This is a genomic window from Luteimonas sp. FCS-9, from assembly GCF_001014645.1.
Lineage (GTDB): Bacteria > Pseudomonadota > Gammaproteobacteria > Xanthomonadales > Xanthomonadaceae > Luteimonas.
Window position 1 is genome coordinate 24,571 of the sequence record NZ_LASZ01000010.1, and the last position, 15,302, is coordinate 39,872.

Here is a 15,302-nt window from a genome sequence, read left to right on the forward strand (position 1 = left end):
CTGCGTCCGCCGCTGAGGCGGGCGCGGCGACGTGGCGGGATCGTGGCCGTCGCCGCGCTGCTGGCCTGCGCGACGGCGGGGGCCGGGGAGCGGGTGTTCGTCGTCGGCGACGGCGGCTTCGGCGACGTGCAGGCCGCGGTCGATGCAGCGGTCGCGGCGGCCGGGCCGGCGACGATCCGGATCGGCGCGGGCACCTGGCGCGGCGTCGTCGACGTGCCGCCCGGGGCGCCGCCGCTGCGCATGGTCGGCGCGGGCGCGACGCGCACGCGGCTCGTCCAAGGCCATTTCGCGGCCCGCATCGACCCGGCGACCGGCCAGCCGTTCGGCACCTACGGCTCGGCGACGATGTTCGTGCGCGCGGACGATTTCAGCGCCGAAGCACTGACGATCGCGAACGACGCCGGCCCGGTCGGGCAGGCGGTGGCGCTGGTGGTCGACGGCACCCGCGCGGCGTTCCGCGACGTCCACCTGCTCGGCCACCAGGACACGCTGTACCTGCGGACCGGCGGCGCGCTGGCGTACTTCGGCGACTGCCGCATCGAGGGCACGGTCGACTACGTGTTCGGCGGCGCGACCGCGCTGTTCGAGCGCTGCACGCTGCACTCGGTCGGCGACGGCTACGTCACCGCCGCCTCGACGCCGGCCGGGGCCGCGCACGGCTTCGTGTTCCGGGATTGCCGGCTGACCGCGGCGCCCGGCGTGCGCCGCGTCCACCTGGGCCGGCCTTGGCGGGCGGATGCGGCGGTGCTGTTCGCCGGCTGCACGCTGGAGGCGCCGGTGCCGGCCGAAGGCTGGCACGACTGGGGCCGACCCGAGCGCCGGGCCACCGCGCGCTTTTCCGAGATCGGCAACGACGGGCCGGGCGCCGCGATCGCGGGCCGCGTGTCCTGGCGACGGCCGGTCGATCGCGTGCCGGACGCGGCCGAGGTGCTCGCGGGCTGGAGTCCGTTCGAATGAAACGCCTGTGCCTGCTGCTCGCCGCCGCGCTGGCCATCGTGGCGCAGCTGGCGACCGCGTCGCCGCCCGCGGCGAACGATCCGGCGACCGACCCCGAGGCCGAGCGCATGCTGCAGGTGCAGACCGCGTCGGGCGGCTGGCCGAAGACGCTGGCCGGGCGTGCGCTCGACTACGCGCGGCCGTTCGACGACCGGGACCGCGCGGCCCTGGACCGGCCGGACCGTCCGGACGACGCGACGCTCGACAACGACGCGACGGTGCGCGAGATCGCGCACCTGGCCGGCGCTTGGCGCCGGACCGGCAACCCGGCTTACCGCGACGCGGCGGTGCGTGGCGTCGACTACCTGCTGGCCGCGCAGTACGCCAACGGCGGCTGGCCGCAGTTTCATCCCGACACCTCGGGCTACCGCGCGCAGGTGACGTTCAACGACTACGCGATGACGCGTGCAGTCGGCCTGCTGCAGGACATCGCCGAGGGGCAGGGCGACCTCGCCGCGTTGACGCCGGCGCGCGGGCAGGCCGCGCGGGGCGCGGTCGATCGCGCGATCGCGCTGATCCTCGACCTGCAGGTGCGCATCGACGACGTGCCGACGATCTGGGCGGCGCAGTACGACCCGGCGACGCTGCAGCCGGCGACCGCGCGCAGCTACGAGCTGCCGTCGCTGGCGACGGCCGAGTCGGTGGGCATCGTCCGGTTGCTGATGCGCCAGCCTGCCCCGTCGCCGCGCATCGTCGCGGCGATCGAGGCGGCGTGCGCGTGGTTCGCCAAGCACGGCCTGGCCGACACCGCCGTCGAGCGGATCGGCCGCGCCGGCGCCCGGCCGCGCGACGTGCGGCTGGTCGCGCAGCCGGGCACGACGACCTGGGCGCGCTTCTACGATCTGTCGCGCCAGCGGCCGCTGCTGGTCGACCGGGGCGGCGTCGTCGTCGCGTCGCTGGCGCAGCTGTCCGCCGAGCGGCGCACCGGCTATGCCTGGTATGGCACCTGGCCGGCGCCGCTGCTGCACGAGGCGCTGCCGGCCTGGCGCGCGCGTGCGGCGGGCGCGGCGCCGGCCGACAATCCGTAACGCGCGCCGGCCGTGGCCGGCGCATCGCTGTCGAGGGAGGGGAAAGGCTTGAACCAGATGTCGATGCGAGTCCTGGCGTGCGCGTGCGCGCTGGGCCTGTCCGCCGCCGCGCATGCCGCGCAGGCGCCGCGGTTGCTGTTCCACGTCTCGGCCGACCGCGGCCTGGCCGCCGACGTCGCCGCAGGCGAGGCCGTGCCCAACTTCCAGGACAAGGTGCGCCTGGTCAACGACGGCGTGCGCGGCAAGGCGATCGAATGGGACGACGACGGCGTGCTGTCGTGGGACGCGCCGGGCAACATCGACGCCCAGCGGGGCACGCTGAGCTTCTTCTGGCGGTCGCGCGATCCGGTCGGCGAGGCACCGTTCGTGATCTTCCGCGTCGGCTATGCCGACCATTCGAGCTGGGACATGGCCTGGCTGCGGATCGACTGGAACGGCCACGGCTTCGACGCGTTCGTGACCGATGCCAACCTCGCGCGCTCGCGGGTGTCGTTCCGCATGGAAACACCGCCGGCCGCCGATGCCTGGACCCACATCGCGTTCGGCTGGGACGAGACGCTGGGCGTGCGGCTGTACGTGGACGGGCACGAGGTCGCGCGCGAGGAGCGGCCGGCGAACGCGCAGGCGGGCTTCGACTACGACGCCGGGCTTGATCAGTTCGGGCTGGCCGCGCGCGTGCTCGCACCGCACCAGGTGCAGAGCCGCTACAACTTCCTGCGCGGCAGCGACTTCGACGACATCCGCATCCACGACCGCATGCTCGACGCCGCCGGCGTCCAGGCCGTGCGCGCGTTCGCGGCGCCGACCACGTCGGTCGCGCCCGCCGACCGCCACGCCGCCTGGCTGTTCCGCCACGGCTGGCAGGACGGCGCGGCGCCGCCGCTGCTGGCCGCCGCCACGACGACGATCCGCAAGGTCGAGTTCGCCGACACGCGCGACCTCAAGCAGTGGATGTGGAAGGCCACCGACGGCATCGCCGAGACCACGTGGCCCGGCGTGTACAACCGCTCGCGGCTGCGCGGGCGCAACGACTACTTCCAGCTGCCCGACTGGGACACCTACGTCGAGGGCGGACGCGCGCTCGACCTGACGCTGCCCGACGAGCCGGTCAACCGCGTCGAGATCCGCGGCGCCGCCTACGGCCGCGCGCTCGCCGGCGACGGTGCCGACACCCTGCAGCCGCTGTTCGAGCGCCCGCAGGGCGTGGTGCGCAGCGTCGACGACATCCCGGTGCGCCGCGGAGGCCACCTGCGGTTCGAGAATGTCGCGCAGGAGACCCCGATCCAGGAGATCTGGGCCTACCACGTCAGCGAGGCCGCCGAGCCGGAAGGCACGGTCCGGCAGGTCTACACAGTACGCAGCGACGCCGAGGTCGACTACACGAACCTGGCCGGCCTGCGCGCGCACATCGACGGGCGTTTCGCACCGGAGGAGCGCAGCACGGTCATCGCGCTGCCCGGTCGCGCGGCGTTCCGCACGCGGGCACCGGCGGCTGCCGGCGCCGGACCGCGGCAGCCGGTGGTACACGTGCTGATCCCGTCGGGCATCGGCGATGCGCCCGCCGCGCAGCCGCTGATCCGCAGCTGGGCGCACAGCTGGGAGAACATGTACGACGGGCTCGATGGCATCGCGATCGACCTGCCCGCGCTCGACCTGCCGGCCACGCACACCGTCGACGGCACCGGCGCGATCCCGCTCAACATCCGCGTCAAGGACCCGATCTGGCCGGCGCGCGACATGATCGACGTCTCGGTCTCCGTGCGTCCCGGGCAGGCGCGCACGCTGTGGCTGGACCTGCGCGACCGCATCCTCACCGACGACAGCCTGTGGATCAGCATCGCCTCGGCGGCGCCGGGCTTCGACGCCGCCGCGCTCGACGGCGCGCAGATCCGCATGGTCTACAAGCCGCGCGCCGAGGCGCTGGCCGAGCACGTCGCCGACCGCTTCAACCAGGTGCGCGACAACTGGGGCTTCCTGGTCGAGGAGCACACCACGTCCAAGCGCCAGCGGCTCTACGCGCGCGCCTACGCCGATATCAGCGATCTGCTGCGCGTGGACCCGGACCACGCGCTGGGCCGGCTGTACTGGACCTACATGAGCTACAACAGCCAGGGCCGGCCGCCGTTCGTGCAGCCCGAGCCGCCGGCGGGCGTGCCGCTGTGGGCGTTCCGCCAGCTCGAGGACCTCAAGGCCGTGCGGCGCTTCGTTCAATGGTGGATCGACGAGCGCCAGGTCGCGTTCGGCGATTTCGGCGGCGGCATCTCCGACGACAGCGACCTGTCGCAGCAGTGGCCGGGCCTGGCGCTGATGGGCGTGCTGCCCGACAAGCTCAACGCCTCGCTGACCGCGCTGGCCGACGCGGCCTACGCCAACGGCATGTTCGCCGGCGGGCTGTCGACGATCGAGACCGACGAACTCCACGCCTACGAGGAAGGCATCAATACCAACAGCGCGATGGCCCTGCTCAACTGGGGCGATCCGCTGACGATGACCCGGCTCATGGAGACGGTGCGCGACCTCGACGAGAAGATCGTGCTGCGCAATCCGCAGGGCCATCGGCTGTTCTCGAGCAACTGGTTCGGCGGGCGCAAGGTCTACCGCGAGCCGCGCTGGCAGTGGCAGAAGCCGTACTCGTTCCCGGTGCTGCACCCGGCGTTCGTGCTCGGCGTGTTCAATGCAGACCCGACCAGCCGGTCGATGATCACCGGATTGGCCGATGGTTATCTCGCCCACGCGTACACCGACGACAAGGGGGCCTGGCAGTTGCCCAACGAGATCAATTGGGCCACCGGCGAGCGCCGCGGCGGCGACCTGTTCGACGGCTCGGGCGGCGGCGACACGATGCACCTGTTCTGGGCGGCCTGGCGCTGGACGCAGGACGCGAAGTACCTGCGGCCGATCGAGTACCGGGTCGAGCGCAGCGGCCCGGCCGGGCTGTCGAACCTGGCGGAGAACTACGTCGACGCGCTGGACCGGCGCGGCGACTGGGGGCAGCGCCTGCTGCAGTCGGCCGACAAGGGCGAGACCGGCGTGCAGAGCGTGTTCGCCTGGCAGCAGACCGGCGACAAGCGCTATCTCGAGGCGCTGCATGCCGAGGGCATCCAGGCCAAGGCGCAGCGCGAGTACATGAACACCGAGGGCCACTGGTGGTCGGACCGGGTCGAGGCGCCGAGCGAGTTCCTGCAGCGCGCGCGTCTCGGTGGTCTGGCCCTGCGTCGCAACACCACGTATCCCGGCCACACCGTGAGTTGGCGCTTCGCCGACGACGCGCAGGCCGAAGCTGTCGCACTGCTGGTCTCGGCCCCTTCGCGCGAGGCCTTCAAGGTGATCGCCCACAACACCGGCACGCACACCGCGCACGCGGCGATGACCGGCTGGAACGTCGCGCCCGGCCGCTGGCGCATCACCAGCGGCGTGGACCGCAACGGCGACGAGACCATCGACGGCCGCGGGCAGACGCGCGAGGTCCGGCTCGAATCGAGTGCGTCGGTCGACCTGGCGTTCGCGCCGGGGGCCACGCAGGTGTTCGAGTTCGAACGGATCGAAGCCGGCACGCCGGTCGAGATGCGCGCAGACCTCGGCATCGGCCGCGGCGACGTGCGCGTGGTCGACGGCGCGGTCGAGGCGACGGTGCACAGCCTCGGCCATGCCGATGCGCCGGGCGGCGTGGCGATCCTCGAGGATGCGCAGGGCCGCGAGCTCGCCCGCGCCGAGATTCCGGCACTCGCGGCGCCGCGCGATCTGCAGCCCCGCAACGCGACCGTACGCCTGCAGCCCGGCGGGGGGCGCCTCCCGGACGGCGCACGCGTGCGCGTGGCGCTGCCCGGCGATGCCGACGAGGTCACGCGGCTCAACAACGTCGCGCCGGTGCCGTGAAACGGGACTGCCCGACGGCCGGCACTGCGCCACCACCCGCAGCGCCGGCCGCGGCAGGCAGCCGCGGCGCGGGAGATCGATCGTGCGTCCTGCGTTCGAGGGCCGGGCGCGCGGGCGTCGCTGCCTCAGGTCAACGCACGAACGGGTCGATCCTGCGGGATGCGGCCGTCGGGGTCGTGCGGCCTCTCGGCGACCTTGGCGTTGCCCAGGGGGGCGGCCCGACAGCTCCTAGAACAGCCACCAGCGGCCGGCGGCCCCGACGATCGAGTGAGGCGTGGTCTAGCGCTGCGCCGGCGCCCGCGCCCGGGCGGTCACTGCGTGCCGCGCTGCACGAACGGCGCCTGCCGGTAGAGCCGGCGCTCGCCGCCGCGCGGGTCGTCGATCAGGCGCGAAGGCGCATCGAACACCATCGTCTCGCGCCGTTCGAGCGAATACGGCGCCCAGCGCGGCAGACCGGCGTGGTTCGGGTCGCCGCTGCGCGCGAATGCCAGCAGCGCGCCCTGCATCGTCGTCGCCATCGCACGGGCGCGCGCATCGGTGCCGGTCTTCGCCCCCGGCGCATCGACGGTGCCGAACACCAGCGGGATGTCGAGGGTGTGGAAGGCGCGCAGCCGCTCGCCGCCGTGCGGGTACCAGTCCAGCTGGTAGGCCCAGGTGTTGCGGCCCTGCACGGCGCGCACCTCCAGCTCCTCGACCGCGCCGCGCCACGACCGGCCCGCGGTCGTCGCGGCGAAGAACACCTCCGACGGCGTGTAGTCCGGATACAGCCGCCGGTACTCGGCGATCACGACCGCCGGGTCGAGATCGACGAACTGCTGCGTGCGCAGCCGGTCGGGCAGCGTGTCCCAGTCCAGCGCGAAATTGGCGGGATCGTGGCCGAGGAATGCGCGCGTCTCGTCGCGGGTGTTGCCGATCACCATCGGGATGCCGGCCGACTGCGACGGCGCGTCGGGCCAGAACGGATGACGCGGCAGCGTCACCGTGTCGACGACCGGGCCGAAGTACAGGCTGCTGTCCTCCACGCGCGAGGGGTCGCGCGTGCGCTGCGCGTCGAGCAGCGCCTGCATCGGCAGCGTGCGCAGGCGTTCGACGTCCGCCGGCGCCACGCCCAGCGCGTCGAGGTACAGCCGGGCGCGCTGAGCGGCGGCCCGCGGGCCGGCCGCGGTGACCTGCTGCCCGCTCATCGTCCACGCGCGGTGGAACAGCCCGCGCGCGGCCGGCATCGCCATCAGCGTGGCGATCTTCGCGCCGCCGCCCGACTGCCCGAACAGCGTGACGTTGCCGGCGTCGCCGCCGAACTCCGCCGCGTGCGCCGCGACCCACCGCAGCGCCTGCACCAGGTCGAGCTGGCCGACGTTGCCCGACTGCGCCAGCGCCGGGCCGCCGAGATCGCGCAGCGCCAGGTAGCCGAACGCGTTGAGGCGATGATTGAGCGTGACGACCACGACGTCGCCGCGGCGGCACAGCGGGCCGCCGTCGTAGAGCGGGTCGCTGCCCGAGCCTGTGGTGAAGCCGCCCCCGTGGATGTAGACCAGCACCGGACGGCGCGCGCCGTCGCGCAGCCCGGGCGTCCAGACGTTGAGGAACAGGCAGTCCTCGCTGCCGGGGCCGTCGCCGCCGCGCTGCGGCGCGGACGCGCCGTAGTCTAGCGCGTCGTGTACGCCGCGCCAGGCCGGCGCGGGGGCAGCGGGCATGAACCGGCGCGGCGCGGTGTCGGCGCCGTAGCGCACGCCGCGGAAGACGTGCACGCCGTCCTCGATCGCGCCGCCGATGCGGCCGCCGGCGACGCGGGCGACGGTCGTGCGCGGGTTGGCCGCCAGGGCGGCGGGCAGGGCGGCGAAGGCGCCGGCGAGCGCGCCGGCCTGGAGCCAGCGGCGGCGGTGGGGGTCGGTCAGGGCGTCGGTCATGGGCGGGCGGGGCGGCTGTCGATCCAGTCGAGGGCGAGGCGGGGCCAGCGCGCCAGCGGTCCGTGCGCGTCGCGCACGCCGAAGCCGTGGCCGCCGGTGGGGAACACATGCAGCGACGCGGGTACGCCGGCTTCGAGGGCGGCCGCGTGCATCGCCAGCGCGTTGCCGACCGGCACGGCCGCGTCGTCCTGCGCATGCAGCAGGAACAGCGGCGGCGTGCGCGCGTCGACATGGCGCTCGGGCGACAGACGGGCGAGGGCGACATCGGCCGGCTCGCGGCTCGCGGCCAGCAGGCGCGCGCGCGAGCCGGTGTGCGCGAGGCCGTCGCGCATCGAGATCACGGGATAGACCAGCAGCGCGAAGTCCGGCCGCCAGTCGACCCGGTCGATCGCGTCGACCGGCGCGTAGGCCGGCGCCGGTTCGGTCGCCAGGCGCGCGGCCACGTGGCCGCCGGCGGAGAACCCCATCACCCCGATGCGTGCCGGATCGACGCCGAACTCGGCCGCGCGGGCGCGGACGATCCGCATCGCGCGCTGCGCATCGGCGAGCGGCGCGTCGGCACCCTCGACGTGGCGCGGATCGGGCAGCCGGTAGCGCAGCACGAACAACGTGACGCCGGCCGCGTCCACGAACGCCGGCACCAGCGCCGTGCCCTCCTTGTCGAGCACGACGCGCGCGTAGCCGCCGCCGGGCACGACCAGCAGCGCCGCACCGTTGGGCCGCGCGGGCGCATGCACCGTGAGCTGCGGCGTGCGCACGTCCTCGACGATCCGGTCGGGGCGCGTCGGGTCGGCGCTGCGTTCGGTGATGCGGTCGCCTCCGCCCGGCGATGGCGTCGCCGGCCACAGCGCGATCGTCGGCACGTGCGCCGCAACGGTGGCGGGCGCGGTCAGCGCCGCGTGCGCGCACAGCGCCAGCAGCAGACCCCGAAGCGGGCGGACGACGCTGCGCGACATGGGTGCTCCCCCCTTGGTCAGGATGGCCGGGCGGCGTTTTTGCCGCGCTGCACATTGAAGATGACACCGGTTTACCTTACAAGACATCCCCAGCGGCCGCGTTCTGCGGCGCAGCAACGACCAGGCCAGGAGATCGAGTTTGAACAACGGCACCGCGCATCCGACCGCGCAGGACGCACCTGCGGACACGACCCGGGGCATCGTCGACGCGTTCCTGCACGCACGACGCAACGGCGCCTCGCTTCCCGACTTCCCCGGGCCGATCCCCGACACGCTGGTCGATGCCTACGCCGTGCAGGACGCCGCGATCGCGGCCTGGCCCGACGAGGTCGTCGGCTGGAAGGTCGGCTACATCGCCGCCGAGCGGCGCGACGCCTCGGGCGACGACCGCCTGCTCGGCCCGATCTTCCGGCGCAACCTGCAGCAGGCCGGGCCGGCCACGCGCATCGCGGTGTTCTCCGGCGGCTTCGGCGCGATCGAGGCCGAATACGTACTGCGCCTGGAGGCCGACGCGCCGGCCGACAAGCTCGACTGGACGCCCGAGGAGGCGGCCGCCCATCCGGCGACGCTGTTCGTCGGCCTGGAGGTCGCCAGCAGTCCGCTGGCGACGATCAACGTCCTCGGCCCGCGCGTCGTGATCTCCGACTTCGGCAACAACAACGGCCTGGTTGTCGGCGGCGAGATCGCGGACTGGACCGGCCTGGACGAAGCCGGGCTGCAGGTCGAGAGCCGCGTCGACGGCGCGGTGGTCGGCACCGGCGGCGCGACCACGCTGCCTGGCGGCCTGCGCGCGGCGTTCGCGTTCGCACTGGCGCGCTCGGCGCGGCGCGGCCGGCCGCTGCGTCGGGGCGAGCTGATCGCGACCGGCAATGCCACCGGTATCCACGACGTCGCGCCCGGGCAGCGCGCCGAAGTGGTCTTCGACGGCCATGGCACGATCGCCGCCGACGTCGAGGCCGCCGCGCCCGATGCGCCGGAGGCCGGCGCATGACGACGCGTCGCGGTTTCCTGGCCGGGCTCGGCGCGCTGTGCGCGGCGCCGCTGGTCCCGGCCGCGCTGCGCGCCGACGACGGCGCGACCGTGCTGACCGCGACCGACGTGCACGTCGCCGGCTATCCGACGGTCGAGGCGGTGAAGTGGATCGGCGAGACGCTCGAGCGCGCGACCGGCGGCCGGGTGCGCCTGCGCCAGTACCATTCCGGCCAGCTCGGGCGCGAGGCCGAGGCGATCGACATGGCCCGCTTCGGCGCGATCGACATCACCCGTGTCTACGCCGGTGCGCTCAACAACGCCTTCCCGCTGACCACCGCGCTGTGCCTGCCCTACGCGTTCGATTCGGTCGAGCACATGCGCCATGCGCTCGACGCCGGCGTCGCCCAGACCGTGCTCGACGGCTTCGGCACCCGCGACCTGATCGGCCTTGCGGTCTACGACAGCGGTGCGCGCTGCTTCTACAACACCCGCCACGCGATCCGCACGCCCGCCGACCTGCGCGGCCTGAAGCTGCGCGTGGCCTCGTCGGACATGTTCATCGATCTGATTCGGCTGCTCGGCGCCAATCCCACGCCGATGTCGCTCGGCGACACGTTCTCGGGCATGGAGACGCACATGATCGACGGCGCCGAGAACAACATGCGCAGCTTCCATTCCAGCCGCCACTTCGAGGCGGCGCGCTACTGGTCGCAGAGCGAGCATTCGTACGCCCCGGACATCCTGCTGATCTCGCGCCGCTCGCTCGAATCGCTGGCGCCGGCCGACCGCGACCTGCTGATCGACACCGCACGTGCGTCGGTGCCGGTGATGCGCCGGCTGTGGGACGCGTCGGAAGGCGCGGCGCGACAGGCCGTCGCCGACTACGGCATCGCCTTCAACGATGTCGACACCACGGCATTCCGTGCCGCCGCCGCGCCGCTGCGCGAACGCTACCTGCACCAGCCCGAGCTCCAGGCCCTCTACGCGCGCATCCGCCAGTCGGCCTGACCGCACACGTCCCGCCAAGAACGGAATCCACGATGTCCGAAGACACGACCCTCTCGTCCGATGGCGCCCCCAGGCGCGCGCTCGACCGACTCGCCGACGTCGTCATTGCCGTCGCGGCGATCGCCCTGTTCGGGCTGGTCGTCGTGCAGGGCTGGCAGGTGTTCGCCCGCTACGTGATCAACGATTCGCCCAGCTGGACCGAACCGGTCACGCTGTTGCTGCTCAGCATCGCGATGAGCCTGGGCGCGGCCGCCGGCGTGCACACCAACCGCCATTTCGGTTTCTTCCTGCTGCAGGACCACATGCGTCCGGCGATCCGTCGCCTGGTCGATCTGGTCGTGCCGCTGATCGTGCTGTCGATCGGCGCGGTGCTGGCCTGGTGGGGCGCGGTGCTGCTGCTCGACGGCCTGCACATCAAGGCGGCCGGCGCGCGCCTGCCGCAGAGCATCAACTACCTGCCGCTGTCGATCGGCGGCGCGCTGATGGCGCTGTTCTCGCTCGACCGCTTCATCGGCGCGCTGCGCGCCGCGCCGGCCGGGGAGGGCCGCTGAGATGGGTATCGCGATCCTGTTCTTCGTCTTCGCCGTCCTGCTGATGCTCGGCGTGCCGGTGGCGTTCGCGCTCGCCGCCGCCGCGCTAGCGACGCTGCTGTATCTCGACCTGCCGTCGATCGTGCTGGTGCAGCAGGTATCGGCGGGCATCGGCTCGGCCTCGCTGATCGCCATTCCGCTGTTCATCTTCGCCGGCGAGATCATGATGCGCGGCGGCATCTCCGAGCGCCTGATCTCGCTGGCCTCGTCGTTGGTGGGACGCATGCGCGGCGGCCTGGGCCAGGTGTCGGTGCTCTCGTCGCTGTTCTTCGGCGGCGTGTCGGGCTCGGCGATCGCCGACGTGTCGGCGGTCGGCGGCACGATGATCCCGCAGATGGTCAAGCGCGGCTACGACCGCGATTTCGCGGTCAACGTCAGCATCACCGCGGCGCTGGTCGCGCTGCTGGTGCCGCCGTCGCACAACCTGATCCTGTTCACGGCCGCGGCCGGCGGCGGGCTGTCGATCGCCGACCTGTTCGCGGCCGGCATCGCGCCGGCGTTGCTGATGACGGTGGCGCTGATGCTCACCGGCTACCTGGTCGCCCGCCGGCGCGGCTACGGCGTGGAGATCTTCCCTGGCTGGCGCGCGGTGCTGGTGCGGCTGGTGTCGGCGCTGCCGGGCCTGGGCCTGGTCGCGCTGATCTTCGTCGGCATCCGCATGGGCATCTTCACCGCGGTCGAGAGCGCGGCCGTGGCGGTGGTGTACGCACTGCTGGTGACGATCGTGCTGTACCGCCAGCTGCGCCTGGCCGAGTTCCGGGCGACGATCGTGCACGCGGCGCGCAGCACCGGGGTGATCCTGTTCGTCATCGCCACCGCATCGGTGTTCGGCTGGTTGCTCGCCTACCTGCAGGTGCCGTCGGCCGCGGTCGATTTCCTGCAGTCGTTCGCGCACAGCAAGCTGGCCGTGCTGCTGATGATCATCCTGGTGCTGCTGCTGCTCGGCACCTTCATGGACCTGGCGCCGCTGATCCTGATCTGCACGCCGATCTTCCTGCCGGTGGCGCGCGCCTACGGCATCGATCCGATCCATTTCGGCCTGGTGCTGGTGCTGGCCGGTGGCCTGGGCCTGGTGACGCCGCCAGTGGGATCGGTACTGTTCATCGGCACGGCGATCGGCAAGATCAGCGTGGTCGAGAGCATGCGTTCGATCTGGCCCTTCTGGATCGCGGGCCTCGTGGTGCTGTTGATCGTGGCGCTGTTCCCTGGCCTGTCGCTGTGGCTGCCGGGGGTGCTGCGCGCGGGCTGAGGAACCACACGCCGGGCCTGCCCGCCGGGGCCGGAACGTTACGTCGCCCGCCGCGCCTCGGCGCGGCGCGCGGCGGCCCGGGCCCAGCGCTCGGCGACCTGCGGCGAGGTCAGGCACGCGACGTCGTCGGTGACCGTCGTGACCGCGCGTTCGAGCAGCTGGATGTCGGCCTCGTGCTGGCGCGCGACGTGCGGATCCTCGAAGAAGATCGCGCGCCGGCAACGGCGGTCGAGCACCAGGTCGGCGATCTGCGCATCGCCGCCGAGCGGCCCGCTGTTGAAACGCTGCGCCCACGCCTCGCCGACCGGCCAGCCCCGGCGCCAGGCCAGTTCGTTGAGACGCTGGCCGGTGGTGCCGGTGGCCACGCGCGCGTCGAAGCGCGACAGCAGTTCGAAGTGGCGATCGACGAAGTCGAGCATCTGCGGCTTCATCGCGTCGTGCGCGATCAGCGCGACGGTCTGCGCCTCGAACGCGTGCAGGTCGTCGGCGCCGGGATCGGGCGGCAGGCGGGCATGGATGCGCTCGCATTCGATCCAGTCGCGCGCCGAGGCCACGGTCGACAGGAACGGCTTGCCCTGGATCACGCACTGGCGCTTGAGCGCGACCGCCTCGGGGAAGATCGACGAGGGGTCGACCGGATCGATCAGGTAGACCACGCCGTCGAGCGTGCGACCGTCGCCCAGCCCCACGACCTCGGCGACGAGCTTCATCAGCCCGCCCTCGCGGCCGTAGGGGTAGCGGTGCAGCCCCGCGTGGCCGTCGAGCGCGCGCTGGCGCGCGATCGCGTCGAACGTGCGGCCGACCACGTGCAGGGCGATGTCCAGCTCGCGGATGCCCGCGCCGCTGGCCTCGAGCCAGCGGAACAGCGCGGCATCGCGGTCGGCGTGGTGGCGTCGGTTGGCGGCGAGTCCGAGTCGCATCGGGGCTCCGGGGCAGCGGCGGGAGCGCTGCACGCTAGCACGGTCTGGCGCGCGTGCCGCAGTGCAGGATGCACGCAGCGGCGCGCTCTGCTACGGTCGATTGACCATCGGTGTCATCGACGCGTCGCGTCCCGTGCACCCTCCCGTTCACGCCACCCCCGAGGAGAAGCGAATGCGTTCGCGCCGTTCCCCGTTCCTGGTCGCCGTCTGCGCGGCCGGGCTGTGCCTTGCCGCAGGCGTCGCCGCCGCGCCGCCCGTCCCGTCCGCCGCCGTCCCCGCCAGCCAGGCCTGGGCGCGCGGCATCGAGCACCAGCGCAAGGCCGACCTGGGCGACGGCACGTTCCTCAACCCGGTGTTCGCAGGCGACCGTCCCGATCCGTCGGTGCTCAAGGACGGCGACGACTACTACCTCACGCTGTCCTCGTTCGACGCCTATCCCGGCCTGCCGGTCTGGCACTCGCGCGACCTGGTGAACTGGCAGCCGCTGGGCCATGCGATCACCAAGAACGTCGGCTCGATCTGGGCGCCGGACATCGTCAAGCACGAAGGCCGCTACTACATCTACTTCCCGGCGCGCACCGGCGGTACGGAAGGTGCGGAACGCAGCAACTACGTGGTCTGGGCCGACGACATCCGCGGGCCGTGGAGCGAGCCGGTCGACATCGGGCTGGGCCGCTACATCGACCCGGGCCACGCGGTCGGCGAGGACGGCAAGCGCTACCTGTTCCTGAGCGGCGGCGACTACGTGCAGCTGTCCGACGACGGCCTGTCGGTCGTCGGCGAGCCCAGGCACGTCTACGACGGCTGGCAGTATCCGAAGGACTGGGACGTCGAGGCCTACGCGCAGGAGGGTCCGAAGATCCACAAGCGCGGCGACTGGTACTACATGACCACCGCGGTGGGCGGCACCGCCGGCCCGCCGACCGGGCACATGGTGATCACCGCGCGCTCGCGCTCGATCCACGGCCCGTGGGAGAACTCGCCGCACAACCCGATCGTGCGCACCGTCGACCGCAGCGAGCCGTGGTGGTCGCGCGGCCACGCGACGGTGATCGAGGGCACCGACGACCGCTGGTGGATGATCTACCACGGCTACGAGAACGGCTACTGGACGCTCGGCCGCCAGGCGCTGCTCGAGCCGATCGAATGGACCGACGACGGCTGGTTCGTGGCCAAGGGCGGCGACCTCGGCCAGCCGCTGGCCAAGCCCAGCGGGACCTCGGTCGGCGAGCACGGCATGGCGCTGTCGGACGATTTCCGCGGTGGCCGCCTGGGCCACCAGTGGTCGTTCTTCGACCCGGCTCCGGACGAGTACGCACGCCTGGCGTTCGGCGACGGCACGCTGACGCTGCAGGGCAAGGGCCGCACCCCGCGCGATGCCTCCCCACTGACCGCGATCGCCGGCGACAAGGCCTACCAGTTCGAGGTCGAGATGGAGATCGAGCCGGGCGCGGTCGGCGGCGCGCTGCTGTTCTACAGCGACCGCCTGTACGTCGGCGTGGGCAGCAACGGCGAACGCACGATCATGCACCGCTACGGTCTGGAGCGTCCCAGCGGCGGCCTGCCGCCGGGCAAGGGCGGCAAGCTGTGGCTGCGCGTCACCAACGACCGGCACATCGTCACCTTCCACACCAGCGCCGACGGCCGGAGCTGGGAGAAGTACCCCACGCAGATGGAGGTCTCGGGCTACCACCACAACGTCGCCGGCGGCTTCCTGGCGCTGAAACCGGCGATCTACGCCGCCGGCGAGGGCAAGGTGCATTTCCGCGATTTCCGCTACCGCGCCCTCGACTGAACGCG

Annotated in this window: 11 protein-coding genes; 8 read left to right on the forward strand and 3 right to left on the reverse strand. The window is 72.9% G+C overall.

Annotated features, from left to right (window positions below):
- Window positions 1-42 precede the first annotated feature (42 nt).
- From WQ56_RS10220 to WQ56_RS10230, 3 genes are all read left to right on the forward strand, one after another.
- A complete protein-coding gene (locus tag WQ56_RS10220) occupies window positions 43-957 on the forward strand; it encodes a pectinesterase family protein (protein ID WP_052772958.1) in 915 nt (304 codons plus the stop codon).
- On the forward strand, window positions 954-2,024 hold the full coding sequence (gene pelA, locus WQ56_RS10225; RefSeq protein ID WP_047137013.1) for a pectate lyase: 1,071 nt from the start codon (window positions 954-956) through the stop codon (window positions 2,022-2,024). The genes WQ56_RS10220 and pelA overlap by 4 nt, the downstream gene beginning before the upstream one ends.
- Before the next feature lie 63 nt (window positions 2,025-2,087).
- Window positions 2,088-5,900, forward strand: a complete 3,813-nt coding sequence (locus WQ56_RS10230) for a LamG domain-containing protein (RefSeq protein WP_231583399.1) — start codon at window positions 2,088-2,090, stop codon at window positions 5,898-5,900.
- 311 nt (window positions 5,901-6,211) lie between these two features.
- Here the strand turns inward: WQ56_RS10230 and WQ56_RS10235 are convergent, their stop codons facing one another.
- The gene (locus WQ56_RS10235) at window positions 6,212-7,807 is read right to left on the reverse strand and encodes a carboxylesterase/lipase family protein (RefSeq protein ID WP_047137015.1); all 1,596 of its coding nucleotides are present in this window, start codon (window positions 7,805-7,807) and stop codon (window positions 6,212-6,214) included.
- Window positions 7,804-8,763, reverse strand: a complete 960-nt coding sequence (locus WQ56_RS10240) for an alpha/beta hydrolase (protein WP_047137016.1) — start codon at window positions 8,761-8,763, stop codon at window positions 7,804-7,806. The genes WQ56_RS10235 and WQ56_RS10240 overlap by 4 nt, the downstream gene beginning before the upstream one ends.
- A gap of 199 nt (window positions 8,764-8,962) precedes the next feature.
- On the opposite strand from WQ56_RS10240, the gene WQ56_RS10245 reads away from it, so the two are divergent.
- The 4 genes from WQ56_RS10245 to WQ56_RS10260 are packed head-to-tail and all read left to right on the forward strand — an operon-like array spanning window position 8,963 to window position 12,582.
- Window positions 8,963-9,754, forward strand: a complete 792-nt coding sequence (locus WQ56_RS10245) for a 2-keto-4-pentenoate hydratase (protein ID WP_047137099.1) — start codon at window positions 8,963-8,965, stop codon at window positions 9,752-9,754.
- Window positions 9,751-10,743 (forward strand): TRAP transporter substrate-binding protein, encoded by a 993-nt coding sequence (locus WQ56_RS10250; RefSeq protein ID WP_047137017.1) that lies wholly within the window; start codon window positions 9,751-9,753, stop codon window positions 10,741-10,743. Before WQ56_RS10245 ends, WQ56_RS10250 begins: the two co-directional genes overlap by 4 nt.
- 32 nt (window positions 10,744-10,775) lie before the next feature.
- Window positions 10,776-11,294 carry a TRAP transporter small permease gene (locus tag WQ56_RS10255; protein WP_047137018.1) on the forward strand — a complete coding sequence of 173 codons (519 nt, stop codon included), beginning with the start codon at window positions 10,776-10,778 and terminating at the stop codon, window positions 11,292-11,294.
- A gap of 1 nt (window position 11,295) precedes the next feature.
- Window positions 11,296-12,582: a TRAP transporter large permease gene (locus WQ56_RS10260; protein WP_047137019.1), complete on the forward strand. Its 1,287-nt coding sequence runs from the start codon at window positions 11,296-11,298 to the stop codon at window positions 12,580-12,582.
- A 38-nt stretch (window positions 12,583-12,620) separates the two neighbouring features.
- On the opposite strand, the gene WQ56_RS10265 is transcribed toward WQ56_RS10260, so the two are convergent.
- Window positions 12,621-13,502: a methylglyoxal synthase gene (locus WQ56_RS10265; protein ID WP_047137020.1), complete on the reverse strand. Its 882-nt coding sequence runs from the start codon at window positions 13,500-13,502 to the stop codon at window positions 12,621-12,623.
- Window positions 13,503-13,674: 172 nt separating this feature from the next.
- On the opposite strand from WQ56_RS10265, the gene WQ56_RS10270 reads away from it, so the two are divergent.
- Window positions 13,675-15,297 carry a family 43 glycosylhydrolase gene (locus WQ56_RS10270; protein WP_047137021.1) on the forward strand — a complete coding sequence of 541 codons (1,623 nt, stop codon included), beginning with the start codon at window positions 13,675-13,677 and terminating at the stop codon, window positions 15,295-15,297.
- Window positions 15,298-15,302: the final 5 nt, after the last annotated feature.

Bases quoted from the DNA above. Each gene is read 5' to 3' on its own strand.
- pelA (WP_047137013.1), top strand. From the start codon at position 954: ATGAAACGCCTGTGCCTGCTGCTCGCCGCCGCGCTGGCCATCGTGGCG.
- WQ56_RS10230 (WP_231583399.1), top strand. From the start codon at position 2,088: ATGCGAGTCCTGGCGTGCGCGTGCGCGCTGGGCCTGTCCGCCGCCGCG.
- WQ56_RS10235 (WP_047137015.1), bottom strand. From the start codon at position 7,807: ATGACCGACGCCCTGACCGACCCCCACCGCCGCCGCTGGCTCCAGGCC.
- WQ56_RS10240 (WP_047137016.1), bottom strand. From the start codon at position 8,763: ATGTCGCGCAGCGTCGTCCGCCCGCTTCGGGGTCTGCTGCTGGCGCTG.
- WQ56_RS10250 (WP_047137017.1), top strand. From the start codon at position 9,751: ATGACGACGCGTCGCGGTTTCCTGGCCGGGCTCGGCGCGCTGTGCGCG.
- WQ56_RS10255 (WP_047137018.1), top strand. From the start codon at position 10,776: ATGTCCGAAGACACGACCCTCTCGTCCGATGGCGCCCCCAGGCGCGCG.
- WQ56_RS10260 (WP_047137019.1), top strand. From the start codon at position 11,296: ATGGGTATCGCGATCCTGTTCTTCGTCTTCGCCGTCCTGCTGATGCTC.
- WQ56_RS10265 (WP_047137020.1), bottom strand. From the start codon at position 13,502: ATGCGACTCGGACTCGCCGCCAACCGACGCCACCACGCCGACCGCGAT.
- WQ56_RS10270 (WP_047137021.1), top strand. From the start codon at position 13,675: ATGCGTTCGCGCCGTTCCCCGTTCCTGGTCGCCGTCTGCGCGGCCGGG.